Below are 14,797 nucleotides of genomic sequence, written 5' to 3' on the forward strand. Positions count from 1 at the left end.
ATATGAGTGGAATTAAACAACTGCTGGTGCCACAGCCGGTAAGCAAAGCCATTAACTGGAACAAACTTCAGGACGATAAAGACCTGGAAGTGTGGAACCGTCTGACCTCCAACTTCTGGCTGCCGGAAAAAGTGCCGCTCTCCAATGACATTCCGTCTTGGGCGACGCTGAACGCGCAGGAAAAGCAGCTGACCATCCGCGTGTTTACAGGCCTGACGCTGCTCGACACTGTGCAAAATGTGGTCGGTGCACCGACGCTGATGAAAGATGCGGTGACACAGCACGAAGAAGCGGTGTACTCGAATATCTGCTTTATGGAAGCAGTACATGCGCGTTCTTACAGCTCGATCTTCTCGACGCTGTGCGCCACCGTGGACGTAGACGAGGCCTATCGCTGGAGTGAGGAAAACGTCGCGTTGCAAAACAAAGCGGCGATCATTCTTTCATACTACGACGGCGAAGATCCGCTGATGAAGAAAGTCGCCAGCGTGTTTCTGGAATCCTTCCTGTTCTACTCCGGTTTTTATCTGCCGATGTACTGGTCGAGCCGCGCCAAGCTGACCAACACCGCCGATCTGATCCGTCTGATCATTCGCGATGAAGCCGTTCACGGTTATTACATCGGCTATAAATTTCAGAAAGCCCTGGCGCTGGAAAGCGAAGAACGTCAGCGGCAGATCAAAGAGCAGGCGTTTGAACTGATGCAGGACCTGTACGACAACGAGATCCGCTACACCGAAGAATTATACGACGGCGTCGGCTGGAGCGAGGATGTAAAAAAATTCCTGCACTACAACGCCAATAAAGCGCTAATGAATCTCGGCTATGAAGCCCTGTTCCCGGCCAGCATGGCGGACGTCAATCCGGCGATCCTTTCCGCATTGTCACCAAACGCCGACGAAAACCACGACTTCTTCTCGGGTTCAGGCTCATCGTATGTGATTGGTACGGCGGTGAATACGGAAGATGAGGACTGGGACTTTTGACGCATAATTGCTGATGGATTTACTCCCCTTCGCAGGGGAGTGAGCTAAAAACCGCTTCCGATGTTGCCCTTATTGCTCTGAGCGTTAGTATAGAAACAGTGTTTCAAAACCCTACGCAATCAAAAAGGAAACATCATGCCTTACACTGCATCACCCTCCCGCTATGAAACTATGCAATTTCGCCGCTGCGGTCAAAGCGGCCTCAAACTCCCTGCTCTTTCGCTTGGCCTTTGGCACAGCTTCGGCCACGTCAGCCCGCTGGAATCACAGCGCGCGCTGCTGCAAAAAGCTTTTGATTTAGGCATCACCCATTTTGATCTGGCGAATAACTACGGGCCGCCTCCGGGTTCGGCGGAAGAGAATTTCGGCAAGCTGCTGCGTCAGGATTTTTCGTCGTATCGCGATGAGCTGATCATCTCTACCAAAGCCGGTTATGACATGTGGCCCGGCCCTTACGGCGCGGGCGGTTCACGTAAATATCTGCTGGCGAGTCTTGATCAAAGCCTGCAACGCATGGGGCTCGATTATGTCGATATCTTCTATTCGCACCGCGTAGATGAAGAAACGCCGATGGAAGAAACCGCCGCCGCACTGGCTTATGCCGTGCAAAGCGGCAAGGCGCTGTATGTCGGGATCTCGTCTTACTCGCCGGAGCGCACGCAGAAAATGGCTGAGCTGTTACGCGAGCTGAAAGTACCGCTGCTGATCCATCAGCCGTCTTACAACTTGCTAAACCGCTGGGTCGATAAGAGTGGATTACTCGATACGCTGGAGCAAAATGGATCAGGCTGTATTGCCTTTACACCGCTGGCGCAGGGGCTGCTGACCGGAAAATATCTCAACGGTATTCCGGACGGTTCAAGGATGCAGATCGAAGGAAATAAAGTGCGCGGACTGAATGCCAAAATGCTCACTGATGCCAACCTTAACAGCCTGCGGTTGCTCAATGAGATGGCACAGCAGCGCGGCCAGTCGATGGCGCAGATGGCGCTGAGCTGGTTGCTGAAAGATGACCGCGTGACGTCGGTGCTGATTGGCGCGAGCCGCCCGGAACAACTGGACGAAAATGTGCAGGCACTGGGCAATCTGCGTTTCAGCGCGGAGGAACTGGCGGCGATTGATAAACACGTTGCAGACGGGGAACTGAATCTGTGGCAGGCATCTTCGGATAAATAAAGCGTTAATCACACAGCAGGCGGATAAATGTTTTATCCGCCTCTTCTGCAAACAAATTACATTATGTTGTCAGTTCTAAACGTCGCGCTGTTTCGTAGTGATCCACCCAATATTGATTATCCAGTGATGAAATTGTGACACCTTCGATTTTGGATGCATGAATAAATTGGTTATCACCGATATACACCCCTACGTGACGATCGCCAGGCGTTGTTTTAAAAAACACTAAATCCCCCGGCTTAAGATTATTTTTACTCACCATTGTGCCATTTTTGATTTGTTCAAACGTCGTGCGCGGTAATTCGGTGTGCAGGGAATCATTGAAAATATGCTGCATCAGCGCGGAACAATCGACGCCGCTGTGCGTGGTGCCGCCCCAGTGATACTGCGTGCCTTTCCAGCGGGAATACTGGGAGAGCAAGGCCGCTTTGATAGTCTTCGATTGACCGAAATTACCATCGTAAATAGCGGATTCTTTGACATCAAAAATCTCATTTTGAATATAATGATGCTGGCCGATGGCCGCGAATTCTTTCGGTAAATCAAACGCGAAAGAATGCGTACTGAACAATAAGGAAGACGATATTAATAATGCAGAGGTGAAAGTTTTAAAACGAAACATGCGCGATTTCTTTTCTTAAAATATAATTTTTCCTTACCTGGGAACCAGCTAACGGGGCGGGTGACTCGTCGTTGAGTGAGCAAATAATAACCAGCGGACAGATAATAACCATCATAAAAAGAGTCCGAAAATGGACTCTCCATTATTTACCTCATAAAACCAATCCCTTCCGCAGGCAGGATTTAGGAGAAGAACTTCGCCAGCACGAAAAGTCCTACAGACACATTGATCGCACCACCAATTCGGGTAGCAATTTGTGCGAACGGCATCAGGGTCATGCGGTTGCCGGAAGTCAGGATCGCCACATCACCCGTGCCACCCTGCCCGCTCTGGCAGCAGGAGACGATCGCAACATCAATCGGATGCATGCCAATTTTCTTGCCGACGTAAAAACCGGTGGCCACCAGCGCCAGCACGGTGGTGACAATCACCAACAGGTTCTGCACGGTAAAGGCGTCAACCAGTTCCTGCCACGGCGTGATCGCCACACCTACCGCGAACAGCACCGGATAAGTCACCGCCGTGCGGAAGAATTTATACACCGCCATCGAGCCATGCTGAATCGTCGGGGAAATGCCGTTCGCCAGTTTCACCACCACTGCCGCAAATAACATGCCGACCGGCGCAGGCAAGCCTATCCACTTCTGACCGAGCATCCCCACCATGTACAGCAGGATCGCCAGCAGTGCGCCACAGGCCAGCGCATTGACGCCCGGATTCCCGTTGAATTCGTCGGTGCCACTGCCCAGATGGCCTTTTTTCGCGGGCATCAGATTACCTTCGCCGGTCAGATGCGGATAACGTTTACCGATCTGGTTAAGCACGCCCGCCAGGACGATCGCGGTCAGGCTGCCGAGCATGACGATCGGCAGAATACGGCCAAGCGCCACGCCCTGCTCCATATGCAAGATAGTCGCGTAGCCCATCGACAGTGGGATCGCGCCTTCGCCCACGCCACCGGCCATGATCGGCAGGATCAGGAAGAAGAAGGTTTGCACCGGCGGTAAGCCGAGCGCGGTACCAACCGCCATGCCGGCTATCATCCCAACGATTTCACCGCACAACATCGGCACGAAGATGCGCATAAAGCCCTGGATCAGCACCTGACGGTTCATGCTCATGATGCTGCCGACAATGATGCAGCAGATGTAGAGATAGAGGATGTTAGTGGATTTGTAGAATTTGACCGTGGAATCGACCACGACGTCGGGCAGCAGGCCGTAGTGCACCATCGCCGAGGGAATAAAGGTGGCACAGATCGCCGCCGCACCGAGTTTGCCGACCACTGGCAAGCGCTTACCGAATTCGCCACAGGCAAAACCGAAGAAGGCCAGCGTCGCCACCATCACCACGATGTCGCTGGGCAGTTTGCCGTTGAGGCAATCGAGCAGGATCAGCACGCCCGCCAGCAAAAAGAAAGGCAGCGGAATAATCCCTATCTTGTAATTATCCAGAATGTGCCACCATTTTTGTCTGGCAGAGAGTCCGGTTTTATTTCTGTCTTCAACAACAATGTAGGAATCGTCGGTTGTGCTCATGACATCGCCCTTTTCTTATCGATACTTTTTTTATTGAGAGGGTCAGCATAAGAAACACAGCCGCCTGGAGGATGTGAGTTTGTTCAAATTAAAATCGCAGGGATTAAGGTTGTTATGGTTTTTATGGTGTTAATGCGACTTCCTTTATAAGGATTACCAGATTAGTAGTAAACAACCTTATTAACCTTGTAATCACTGCGTGAAATAAAGCTGTTTTTAATTCCCTGTTCACAACTCTGCCTTTGGCAGATTACGATGCGGAGTACGCCGTGATACGCTTATTCGACATGTGTCTTTTGATGTTCCCGTGGCAGGTCGTATGAAACGCAGATTGCCTTTTCAGGTAAAACTCTTTTTATCTCTGGTGCTATTTTCCTGCCTGCTGTTAGCGCTGCTGGGCGCCATTTTGTTTCACGTTATCGACCGGCAACTGCATCACGATCTCGGCCAGCGGGCGCGGGTTCAGGCCAGTGAAATTGCACTGATGCCGGGACTGGCGCAAAAAGTCGCTGACCGCGACGTCACAGGAATTGCGCGCCTGATCCAGCCGCTGCGCGATCAAAGCGATGCCAGTTATATTGTGATTGGCGATGTCCGCGAGCGACATCTTTACCATTCCGAATCACCGGAGAGAATTGATCTACCGATGATTGGCGGCGATAACGCTGAAGTCCTGGCCGGGAAAACCATTATTTCGGTGCGCCAGGGTGGCATCGGCGTTTCATTACGCAGTAAAGCACCGATTTTTAATGCCCGCCATCAGGTCATCGGCATTGTTTCGGTCGGTTATCTCACATCTTATATCGATAATATTAATGGCCGCCGTCTGGCGCAGGCGGGTTTATATGGCATGCTGCTTTTAATCCTGCTGTTTATTTTCTCGTGGATCTTTAGCCGCAACGTAAAAAAGCAGATGTTCTGGCTGGAGCCGAAAGATATTGCATTGCTGGTGCGTCAGCAAAAAGCGCTGCTGGAAGCGATGTATGAAGGCGTATTTGCCATTAACGGCCAGAAGCAGCTGATTCTGATTAACCGCGCGGCGCGTGAATTGCTGGATATCCGCCAGCCGGAAAATGAACTGCTCGGCAAACCGCTGGCTGACGTGCTGGAGACTCCGCCAACGTTCTTTACCGAAAGCGGCGTTCAGGACGCGCCCCCCGCCAAAAACAGCAGCCGTCACGATCAGATAACCGTACTCAATCAGCGGCAGGTGATCGTCAACCGCGTACCTATCGAGCTGGAGCCCGGCAGGGAAAGCGGATGGGTGTTCAGCTTTCGCGATAAAAATGACATCAATACGCTCAGCAGCCAGCTGAGCCAGGTCAAACGCTACGCCGACAGTCTGCGCATCATGCGCCATGAACAGCTGAACTGGACTGCGACGCTGGCCGGTTTGCTGCAAATGCAGCGCTACGACGACGCGATGCGCTACATTCAGGCGCAGTCCGAAGGTGCGCAGGCGGTGCTGGATTTTGTCTCGGCGCGCTTCACTTCGCCGGCGCTGTGCGGGCTGCTGCTGGGGAAATACGTCAGCGCACGCGAGAAAGGCGTCGAGCTGGCATTCGATCCGGCCTGTCAGTTGTCACGCATCCCGTCCGCCATCAGCGAAACAGAGCTGATGTCTGTTATTGGCAATTTGCTGGATAACGCCGTGGACGCCACACTTAAAGCAGAGACCGCACCTGCACCGGTGGAGCTGTATATTTCTGACAGAAATCACGAGCTGCTGGTTGAGGTGGCCGATCGCGGCGGCGGCGTGGATGACGTGCTGAAGCCTCACCTGTTTGAGCAGGGCGTCACCAGCAAGCCGCAGAGCGGCGATGATATGACAGGCGCGGAACATGGCATCGGCCTGTATCTGGTAGCAAGTTATGTCCGTCAGGCGGGCGGCAGCATCGAAATCTCAGACAATACGCCGCAGGGTACGATATTTTCAGTCTTTATTCCGTACCCGGCGGATGCTTTAACAGGAAAGAAACATGAATAATCTTAGCGTACTCGATGTGGTGATCGTGGAAGATGAGCCGCATCTTGCCGGTCTGCACCGCGATTTTATCGAACAAAATTTCAATCTGCGGGTGGTCGGCCTGGCCGCCACCCTGGAACAGGCGCGCTCATTAGTCCGTTTACATCAGCCCCGGCTAATCCTGCTGGATAACTATTTGCCGGACGGTCAGGGCGTGGACCTGATAGACAGTCCGCTGCTGAAAGGCTTCGACTGCTCGGTGATTTTCATTACCGCCGCCAGCGATATGCAAACCTGTAGTCAGGCGATGCGCAGCGGCGCATTCGATTACATCATCAAACCGGTGTCGTTCCATCGCCTGCGCAGCTCGCTCGAACGTTTTATGCAGCTGGTGGAGACACTGCGATATGTGAAAGTGGTCGATCAGCGTGCGCTCGACAGGTTATTCAATTTGCCCGCCAGCGATACGCCGCCCGCCCCTTCCGCTAAAGGGATTGAGCCGAATACGCTTGAACTGGTGCAGCGGGTGTTCAACGCTAAACCCGACGTCAGCTGGTCGGTTGAACAGGTAGTGGAAGAGGTCGGGATCAGCAAAACCACCGGGCGCCGCTACCTGGAATATTGTGTGGAAATGGGCTTTATCGGCGTCGAGATGCAGTACGGAAATATCGGCCATCCGAGGCGTCTGTATCGCAAAATATCCGACACGGAAAAATCCGACTCCTGACGCTCAATTTAGGACATTTCCTCTGCTCAATTTCCCTCGTTCTGCCGGTATCAGCACCGGCCTGTCACCCGCACTCCCGGCTGCCTGAGAAAAATATTTCATCCATCAGGCACCTTTCGGACAACCGGTAAATTTACGCCTTTCACCTCAGGCTGAAATCTCTATTTACAGTGAAAAAATACCGCTGTGAATTTGCATTTAAATCGCTGATGCCAGTGAATTACCCTTGTATAAAACCCCACAAAAAGAAAAGTCATTAAATTCTTTAATATCAATACACTAAGTATATTGATGATAGATGTTAGTGGAGAAATAATTAGCACAAAGATAAAAATCTTATCACCCGATAATTTGTCATTAAATGTCAACGAGAAAGCCAGATAATTAGCAGCGCATGACACGTACAAATACGCCACCAGAATCGCAACCATGAATATCCTTCAGAAACATTGAGACTTGTCTCAGAATTTCGATGTGTTAGGGTATAACGCGTTCACTATTTCGTTACAGGTAATATCCTATACGGTCCAACAGAAAAACTAGACATCGAGCCGATACGGCTATTTATATCCAAGGAATGCATATTGCATGGCAATTAAAATCGAAGTAAAAAATCTTTATAAGGTATTTGGCGAAAACCCGGATCGCGCTTTCAAGATGATCGACGCAGGCAAGGGTAAAGAAGAAATTTTTGAGAAAACCGGTCTGTCACTTGGCGTTAAAGATGCCAGTCTGGCCATTGAAGAAGGCGAGATCTTCGTCATCATGGGGTTATCCGGTTCCGGTAAGTCCACCATGGTACGCCTTCTCAATCGTCTGATAGAGCCCACCCGCGGCGAAGTGTTGATCGATGGCGAAGACATCGCCAAAATCTCAGAAGCAAAACTGCGCCAGGTACGCCGAAGCAAAATTAGTATGGTGTTTCAGTCCTTTGCGCTGATGCCACACCTGACCGTGTTGAATAACACCGCGTTTGGTATGGAACTTGCCGGCGTGCCGGTGGAAGAGCGCAATGCCAAAGCCCTTGATGCGCTGCGTCAGGTCGGTCTGGAAAACTATGCCAACTCTTATCCCGATGAATTATCAGGCGGTATGCGTCAGCGTGTGGGCTTAGCCCGTGCGATGGCTAACAACCCTGACATTCTGCTGATGGATGAAGCCTTCTCGGCGCTTGACCCGTTAATTCGTACCGAAATGCAGGATGAGCTGGTGAAGTTGCAGGCTCAGCATCAGCGCACCATCGTGTTTATTTCCCATGACTTAGATGAAGCCATGCGCATTGGCGATCGCATCGCCATTATGCAGGGCGGCGAAGTGGTGCAGGTCGGCACGCCGGAAGACATTCTGAATAATCCGGCCAATGACTATGTGCGCACCTTCTTCCGCGGCGTGGACATCAGTCAGGTCTTCAGCGCCAAAGATATCGCACGCCGTCGTGGCGCACTCATTCGTAAAACCCCCGGTTTTGGTCCCCGTGCAGCGCTCAAGCTGCTGGAAGATGAAGACCGTGAATATGGTTATGTGCTGGAACGTGGACAGAAATTCATCGGCGTCGTGTCGATCGAATCGCTGAAAACTGCGCTGAAAGCCAATCAGCCGCTGGAAAGCGCCCTGCTGGAATCTCCGGCACCGGTGTTGGCAGATATGCCACTCAGCGAACTGATTTCCCATGTCGCCGCCGCGCCTTGCGCCGTGCCGGTCGTCAATGAGGACAATAACTATATCGGGATTATTTCCAAAGCCATGCTGCTTCAGGCTCTGGACAAAGAAGGGGGTAACGAATGAGCAACTCAATAAATAGCACTATCGTTCAACATGCACAGGCCGCTCAGGCTGAGACATTGGATCCGTCAATCGATCCCTGGAGTGCTGATAACGCCAGCGGCGGTGTCGCACCGCAGGCTGATGCGGCAGCTTCAGCGCCTGCCGATGGCAGCAGCGATCCCTGGGGTGGCAGCAGTGATGCCGCTACCAGCGCACCGGATGCCTCGCATCATGCCGCCGCACAAACCAACGATTGGCTAAATGTCGCGCCTGAACAGCATCAGCATTTTAATATTCTCGATCCGTTCCACAGCACGCTTATCCCGCTCGATCACTGGGTGACTGAAGGGATCGACTGGCTGGTCGGCAACTTCCGTCCGGTATTCCAGGGGATCCGCGTACCGGTTGATTTCGTCCTGAGCGGTTTTCAGCACGGTCTCGAAACGCTGCCCGCGCCCATTGCGATCTTAGTGTTCGCATTGATCGCCTGGCAGATGGCCGGGTTAGGCATGGGTGCCGCCACGCTGGTTTCGCTGGTGCTGATCGGCGCTATCGGCGCGTGGTCGCAGGCGATGGTGACGCTGGCGCTGGTTCTGACGTCGCTGTTCTTCTGTATTCTGATAGGTTTGCCGCTGGGTATCTGGCTGGCGCGCAGTCAGCGGGCGGCGAAAATTATCAGGCCTCTGCTTGATGCCATGCAGACCACGCCGGCGTTCGTTTATCTGGTGCCGATCGTCATGCTGTTTGGTATCGGTAACGTGCCGGGCGTCGTGGTGACAATTATCTTCGCCCTGCCGCCGGTCGTTCGTCTGACCATTCTGGGTATCAATCAGGTGCCGGAAGATCTGATCGAGGCCGCGAAGTCCTTCGGTTCCAGCCCGCGCCAGTTGCTGTTCAAAGTACAGCTGCCGCTGGCGATGCCGACCATCATGGCCGGTATTAACCAGACGCTGATGCTGGCGCTGTCGATGGTGGTTATCGCCTCGATGATTGCCGTTGGTGGTCTGGGTCAGATGGTGCTACGCGGTATTGGCCGTCTCGACATGGGTCTGGCCTCGGTCGGTGGTGCGGGTATCGTTATCCTCGCCATTATTCTTGACCGCCTGACGCAGTCCATGGGTCGCGACAGTCGCAGTAAAGGCGGTCACCGCTGGTTCACTCGTGGTCCTGTCGGCCTGGTGATGAAACCTTTCGCGAAGAAAGCCTGATTCACACTCTGCACGTCTCCCGGCGGTTCGCCGCCGGGTTATCAACTCTCTAAGTAAAACAACGCAGTCCACTCTTACGTATTCACAAGCAAGAATAAGGGTTCACCATGCGCACAACACCAATCTGGGCTTTTGCCCTGAGCACACTCGTCACATCCTCAGCGACGTTCGCCGCCGATTTACCGGGCAAAGGCGTGGTCGTCAAACCGCTGCAAAGCACCATCGCGGAAGAAACCTTCCAGACCGAACTGGTTAACCGCGCGCTGGAAAAACTGGGTTATGACGTTCAGCAGACCGGCGAAGTAGATTACAACGTCGCGTATACCGCGATCGCCAGCGGCGATTCCACTTACATGGCCGTGAACTGGGAACCGCTGCAAACAGACATGTACAACGCCGCCGGTGGCGACCAGAAATTCTACCGTCAGGGCACATACATCAAGGGCGCGGCGCAGGGTTATCTGATCGACAAGAAAACTGCCGACAAATACAACATTCACGATTTATCACAGCTCAAAGATCCGAAGCTCGCCAAACTTTTCGATGCAAACGGTGACGGCAAAGCCGATATGGCCGGTTGTAATCCGGGCTGGGTCTGCGGTTCTGTCGTGAATACGCAAATCAAGGCCTATGGCCTGAGCGATACCGTCACCCAGAACGAAGGCAACTACTCGGCCATCATCGCCGATACGCTGACCCGCTATAAAGCCGGCAAACCGGTGCTGTATTTCACCTGGACGCCGTACTGGGTGAGCAACGAAATGAAACCGGGCAAAGATGTGGTCTGGCTGACCGTGCCGTTCTCGGCGAATCCGGGCTCGCAGAAAGACATGGATACCACCCTGCCGAATGGCAAGAACTACGGTTTCCCGGTGAACAACGAGCATATCGTCGCCAACAAAGCCTGGACTGAGAAAAACCCGGCGGCCGCGAAACTGTTCGCCATCATGCAACTGCCACTGAGCGATGTGAACGCACAAAACCTGCGAATGCACGAAGGGGAATCCTCTTCAGCGGATATCCAGCAGCACGTTGATGGTTGGATCAAAGCGCATCAGGCCACCTTCGACGGCTGGATTAAAGAAGCCGCCGCCGCCGCAAAATAATCAATAACGAAATTCGAGGATTTTATGAAGAAGACAGGAATCTGGGCGCTCGCCGCCCTCACAACACTAGCTACAGCATCAACATTCGCTGCCGATTTACCGGGCAAAGGCGTCAGCGTTACTCCGGTACAGAGCACCATCAGCGAAGAATCCTTCCAGACACAACTGGTGAGCAAGGCGCTGGAAAAACTGGGCTACGATGTGCAGCCAACGCGTGAAGTCGATTACAACGTCGGCTACACCACGCTTGCCGCAGGGGATGCGCAGTTTATCGCCGTCAACTGGTCGCCGCTGCATGATGAAATGTACAAAGCCGCCGGTGGCGACAAAGTCTTTTATCGTGAAGGCACTTACGTGACCGGTGCTGCGCAGGGCTGGCTTATCGATAAGAAAACCGCTGAGAAATATCACATCACTAATATCGAACAGCTGAAAGACCCAAAACTGGCCAAACTGTTTGATACTAACGGCGACGGTAAAGCCGATCTGACCGGTTGCACGCCGGGCTGGGGCTGTGAAGCGGCGCTGAATGAACAGCTGAAAGCTTATGGTCTTGAACCGACCGTGACGCACAATCAGGGTAACTACTCTGCGATGATCGCTGACACCATCACGCGGTACAAAGAAGGTAAGCCCATCTTCTATTATACCTGGACGCCGTACTGGGTCAGCAACGTGCTGATCCCAGGCAAAGACGTGTTGTGGATGCAGGTACCTTTCTCCGTGGTGCCAGGCGATAAAAATGCTGACACAAAACTGCCAAACGGCAAAAACTACGGTTTCCCGGTGAGCACGATGCATATCGTTGCCAACAAAGCCTGGGCTGAGAAAAACCCGGCGGCGGCAAAACTGTTTGCCATCATGAAACTGCCACTGAAAGACATCAATGCGCAGAACGCCGCGATGCACGCGGGTAAAAACTCAGATGCCGATATCGCCGCACAGACCGACGGCTGGATCAAAGCCCATCAGGAAGAATTTGATGGCTGGGTAAAAGAAGCGGCTGCCGCGGCGAAATAAGCCGGTAGCAGAACGCAATCAGACCAGCGGGCGGGGAGAAATCTCCGCCCGCTTTTTTGTGGTCGAAGAAAATCTCAGCGGTATTAGAAAACTAGATAGTTGCCATTAAAACTATACATTGGTTTAATATTTCAAGTTCAACGATACTTGGCGCACGCTTTTTCCTGCTTCTTCAATAAGATCTGCTAATTCCTATTATGAAAAATACCACATCGCATTCTCCGCTCAGCTCCGGGCTGATCATTCTGATGGCAATTGCCACCGGGCTGGCGGTCGCCAGTAACTATTATCCGCAGCCGCTGCTGGAAACCATCGCGCGCGCGTTCAGCCTTTCCGTCAATCAGGCCGGTTTTATCGTCACCGTCGCGCAGCTCGGTTACGCGTGTGGTCTGATGTTTATCGTGCCGCTGGGCGATATGTTTGAACGTCGCAATCTGATTGTGTTGATGACGTTGCTCTCCGCCGCCGGATTGCTGATAACGGCCATGGCGCCGACGCTGACCATTATGCTCATCGGGACCGCGCTGACCGGGCTGTTCTCGGTGGTCGCACAGATTCTGGTGCCGCTGGCGGCCACGCTGGCTGAGCCGGAACGCCGCGGTAAAGTTGTCGGGCTGATCATGTCCGGCTTACTGCTGGGGATCCTGCTGGCGCGTACCGTTGCGGGCGCACTCGCCTCGCTGGGCGGCTGGCGAACGGTGTACTGGGTGGCCAGCGCGCTGATGATCGTGATGGCGCTGGTGCTATGGCGCAAGCTGCCGAAACATGAGCAGAAAACCGATCTGAATTACGGGCAACTGCTGAAATCCATTTTCTCGCTGTTTATCCACACGCCGGTGCTGCGTACCCGTGCGCTGGTCGGCATGTTCTGCTTCGCTAACTTCAGCATTCTGTGGACCTCGATGGCATTCCTGCTGGCGGGCCCGGCCTATCAGTATTCTGAAGGCGTTATCGGCCTGTTCGGTCTGGTCGGCGCGGCCGGTGCGCTGGCGGCTACCCGTGCAGGGCATCTGGCGGATAAAGGCAAAGCCCATCTGACCACGACGGTTGGACTTGTCCTGCTGTTGCTCTCGTGGGCGGCGATTGCCTACGGGCAGCATTCGGTGATTTCGCTGATCGTCGGGATCATCGTTCTGGACCTTTCGGTTCAGGGCGTGCATATCACTAATCAGAGTGTGATTTATAAATCGATGCCGGAAGCGCGAAACCGACTCACGGCCGGTTATATGACCACCTACTTTATCGGTGGCGCAGTCGGATCACTGGTGTCTGCGTCGGCCTATCAGACTGCGGGCTGGTACGGCGTCTCCGTTGCCGGAACCGTGATGTGCGTGTTGAATCTGCTGGTCTGGTGGCAAGGGCATAAGTACAAACTGGCCTGAAAATCGTCTGATTAAAATAGAATCAGGAGGGAATCATCACTCCTCCTGATTAGCTTGCGAATAATCATTGATGAAATTTATTTGTACCAAAGGGTGTTAACAATACTTACAGTCTGGTAATGTTTGCGTCATAAATTATTCGCCGGTCACCTTCCGGTTTCACAATGTTTTATACATCCATGCAAAGCAATCCTGAGCCCGAAACACCTGACCCCGTCCGTGTTTCAACCTTCAAACAAGGTATTACCGATAGCCTGCCTGTCGTCATCGGTTATCTCCCTATCGCTTTTGCTTTCGGCCTCAGCGCCGTCAAACTTGGCTTTACGCCTGCTGAAAGCCTGCTGTTTTCCATACTGATTTACGCTGGCGCCAGCCAGTTTGTGATCACGGCGCTGCTCAGTGCCGGGATGTCTTTGTGGGTTTCTGCGCTGACAGTGATGGCGATGGATGTCAGACACGTTTTATACGGCCGCTCTTTGAGCAACAGTCTTGTGGGAAAACTCAATGGCCGGAAAACGGCGCTGTGGGCGTTCGGCCTGACCGATGAAGTGTTCGCCGCCGCCACAACCAAACTTATCCGCGATAAACGCAGCTGGAGCGAGAACTGGATGTGCGGCATTGCGCTCTCCTCATGGCTCTCCTGGGTTTTCGGCACAGCAATCGGTGCGCTGTTTGGTAACGGGCCGCTGGAAAATTATCCCGCCGTGGAGGCTGCTCTCGGTTTTATGCTGCCTGCGCTGTTCCTGAGTTTCCTGCTCGCTGCCTTTAAGCGCCAGCATAGCCTGGTGTTTGTCGCCTCGCTGGCCGGTGCGCTGGGCGGCTTGCTGTTCTGGTCGATCCCCGCCGCTATCGGCTGCGGTCTGGCCGCGGGCTGTCTCGCCGCCCTGCGACAACGCCCTCTCGCCCTGTCTGCGACGGAGGTCACGCCCGATGAGTACTAACGTCATTCTGGTGTGCCTGCTGGTGGGCACGGTCAATTATCTGTTTCGATATTTGCCACTGCGCCTTGGTGCGCGGCAAACGTCAGGGCGGCTGAAAAGCGGTCCACTCTCCCGCGTGCTCGACAGCATTGGTATCGCCTCAATTTGTGCGCTGCTGGTGGTATCAGGCGTGCCGGAAATTCTGCGTGACTCGCAGAAACTTCTGCCGTCGCTGGCCGGTTTCGTACTGATCGCGCTGATGTTCTGGCGAACCAAAAGCATCATTATTGCCACACTTACCGGTGCCGTAGTTTACGGCCTGGTGTTCAAGGTGATGCTGCTGGCGGGCTGAAGCGCGTTTCTTTATGCACAGGCACAGAAA

General features: G+C 53.4%; 13 protein-coding genes. 11 read left to right on the forward strand and 2 right to left on the reverse strand.

What is annotated here, in order from left to right; translation table 11 throughout:
- Positions 1-2 precede the first annotated feature (2 nt).
- Both nrdF and ACMHLI_RS19640 read left to right on the forward strand, forming a co-directional pair.
- On the forward strand, positions 3-986 hold the full coding sequence (gene nrdF / locus ACMHLI_RS19635; RefSeq protein WP_413530921.1) for a class 1b ribonucleoside-diphosphate reductase subunit beta: 984 nt from the start codon (positions 3-5) through the stop codon (positions 984-986).
- A gap of 135 nt (positions 987-1,121) precedes the next feature.
- Entirely contained in the window at positions 1,122-2,162 is a 1,041-nt protein-coding gene (locus ACMHLI_RS19640) for an aldo/keto reductase (RefSeq protein ID WP_413530922.1), read from the forward strand.
- A 61-nt stretch (positions 2,163-2,223) separates the two neighbouring features.
- Here the strand turns inward: ACMHLI_RS19640 and ACMHLI_RS19645 are convergent, their stop codons facing one another.
- A complete protein-coding gene (locus tag ACMHLI_RS19645) occupies positions 2,224-2,784 on the reverse strand; it encodes an NlpC/P60 family protein (RefSeq protein ID WP_413530923.1) in 561 nt (186 codons plus the stop codon).
- A 182-nt stretch (positions 2,785-2,966) separates the two neighbouring features.
- Positions 2,967-4,322 carry a 2-hydroxycarboxylate transporter family protein gene (locus tag ACMHLI_RS19650; protein ID WP_413530924.1) on the reverse strand — a complete coding sequence of 452 codons (1,356 nt, stop codon included), beginning with the start codon at positions 4,320-4,322 and terminating at the stop codon, positions 2,967-2,969.
- Positions 4,323-4,641: 319 nt separating this feature from the next.
- Between ACMHLI_RS19650 and ACMHLI_RS19655 the strand changes: the two genes are divergently transcribed.
- From ACMHLI_RS19655 to ygaH, 9 genes are all read left to right on the forward strand, one after another.
- Positions 4,642-6,309, forward strand: a complete 1,668-nt coding sequence (locus ACMHLI_RS19655) for an ATP-binding protein (protein WP_413530925.1) — start codon at positions 4,642-4,644, stop codon at positions 6,307-6,309.
- Positions 6,302-7,015, forward strand: coding sequence for a response regulator (locus tag ACMHLI_RS19660; RefSeq protein ID WP_413530926.1), 714 nt, complete (start codon positions 6,302-6,304; stop codon positions 7,013-7,015). The genes ACMHLI_RS19655 and ACMHLI_RS19660 overlap by 8 nt, the downstream gene beginning before the upstream one ends.
- A gap of 588 nt (positions 7,016-7,603) precedes the next feature.
- Positions 7,604-8,800: a glycine betaine/L-proline ABC transporter ATP-binding protein ProV gene (gene proV / locus ACMHLI_RS19665; protein WP_112165825.1), complete on the forward strand. Its 1,197-nt coding sequence runs from the start codon at positions 7,604-7,606 to the stop codon at positions 8,798-8,800.
- Entirely contained in the window at positions 8,797-9,987 is a 1,191-nt protein-coding gene (gene proW / locus ACMHLI_RS19670; RefSeq protein ID WP_413530927.1) for a glycine betaine/L-proline ABC transporter permease ProW, read from the forward strand. The genes proV and proW overlap by 4 nt, the downstream gene beginning before the upstream one ends.
- Positions 9,988-10,094: 107 nt before the next feature.
- On the forward strand, positions 10,095-11,093 hold the full coding sequence (gene proX / locus ACMHLI_RS19675) for a glycine betaine/L-proline ABC transporter substrate-binding protein ProX (protein ID WP_413530928.1): 999 nt from the start codon (positions 10,095-10,097) through the stop codon (positions 11,091-11,093).
- A gap of 24 nt (positions 11,094-11,117) precedes the next feature.
- Positions 11,118-12,113, forward strand: a complete 996-nt coding sequence (gene proX, locus ACMHLI_RS19680; RefSeq protein WP_413530929.1) for a glycine betaine/L-proline ABC transporter substrate-binding protein ProX — start codon at positions 11,118-11,120, stop codon at positions 12,111-12,113.
- 197 nt (positions 12,114-12,310) lie between these two features.
- Entirely contained in the window at positions 12,311-13,495 is a 1,185-nt protein-coding gene (locus ACMHLI_RS19685; protein ID WP_413530930.1) for an MFS transporter, read from the forward strand.
- A 179-nt stretch (positions 13,496-13,674) separates the two neighbouring features.
- Positions 13,675-14,436: an AzlC family ABC transporter permease gene (locus tag ACMHLI_RS19690; RefSeq protein ID WP_413530946.1), complete on the forward strand. Its 762-nt coding sequence runs from the start codon at positions 13,675-13,677 to the stop codon at positions 14,434-14,436.
- Positions 14,426-14,767, forward strand: a complete 342-nt coding sequence (ygaH, locus tag ACMHLI_RS19695; RefSeq protein WP_413530931.1) for an L-valine transporter subunit YgaH — start codon at positions 14,426-14,428, stop codon at positions 14,765-14,767. The genes ACMHLI_RS19690 and ygaH overlap by 11 nt, the downstream gene beginning before the upstream one ends.
- Positions 14,768-14,797 lie beyond the last annotated feature (30 nt).

This window comes from Rahnella inusitata (assembly GCF_965118895.1).
In the GTDB taxonomy this organism is placed as follows: Bacteria; Pseudomonadota; Gammaproteobacteria; order Enterobacterales; family Enterobacteriaceae; genus Rahnella; species Rahnella inusitata_A.

Coding starts and splice junctions, on each gene's coding strand:
- ACMHLI_RS19650 (WP_413530924.1), bottom strand. CDS start 4,322: ATGAGCACAACCGACGATTCCTACATTGTTGTTGAAGACAGAAATAAA.
- ACMHLI_RS19655 (WP_413530925.1), top strand. CDS start 4,642: ATGAAACGCAGATTGCCTTTTCAGGTAAAACTCTTTTTATCTCTGGTG.
- ACMHLI_RS19640 (WP_413530922.1), top strand. CDS start 1,122: ATGCCTTACACTGCATCACCCTCCCGCTATGAAACTATGCAATTTCGC.
- proW (WP_413530927.1), top strand. CDS start 8,797: ATGAGCAACTCAATAAATAGCACTATCGTTCAACATGCACAGGCCGCT.
- ACMHLI_RS19660 (WP_413530926.1), top strand. CDS start 6,302: ATGAATAATCTTAGCGTACTCGATGTGGTGATCGTGGAAGATGAGCCG.
- ACMHLI_RS19645 (WP_413530923.1), bottom strand. CDS start 2,784: ATGTTTCGTTTTAAAACTTTCACCTCTGCATTATTAATATCGTCTTCC.
- ygaH (WP_413530931.1), top strand. CDS start 14,426: ATGAGTACTAACGTCATTCTGGTGTGCCTGCTGGTGGGCACGGTCAAT.
- ACMHLI_RS19685 (WP_413530930.1), top strand. CDS start 12,311: ATGAAAAATACCACATCGCATTCTCCGCTCAGCTCCGGGCTGATCATT.
- nrdF (WP_413530921.1), top strand. CDS start 3: ATGAGTGGAATTAAACAACTGCTGGTGCCACAGCCGGTAAGCAAAGCC.
- proX (WP_413530929.1), top strand. CDS start 11,118: ATGAAGAAGACAGGAATCTGGGCGCTCGCCGCCCTCACAACACTAGCT.
- proV (WP_112165825.1), top strand. CDS start 7,604: ATGGCAATTAAAATCGAAGTAAAAAATCTTTATAAGGTATTTGGCGAA.
- ACMHLI_RS19690 (WP_413530946.1), top strand. CDS start 13,675: ATGCAAAGCAATCCTGAGCCCGAAACACCTGACCCCGTCCGTGTTTCA.
- proX (WP_413530928.1), top strand. CDS start 10,095: ATGCGCACAACACCAATCTGGGCTTTTGCCCTGAGCACACTCGTCACA.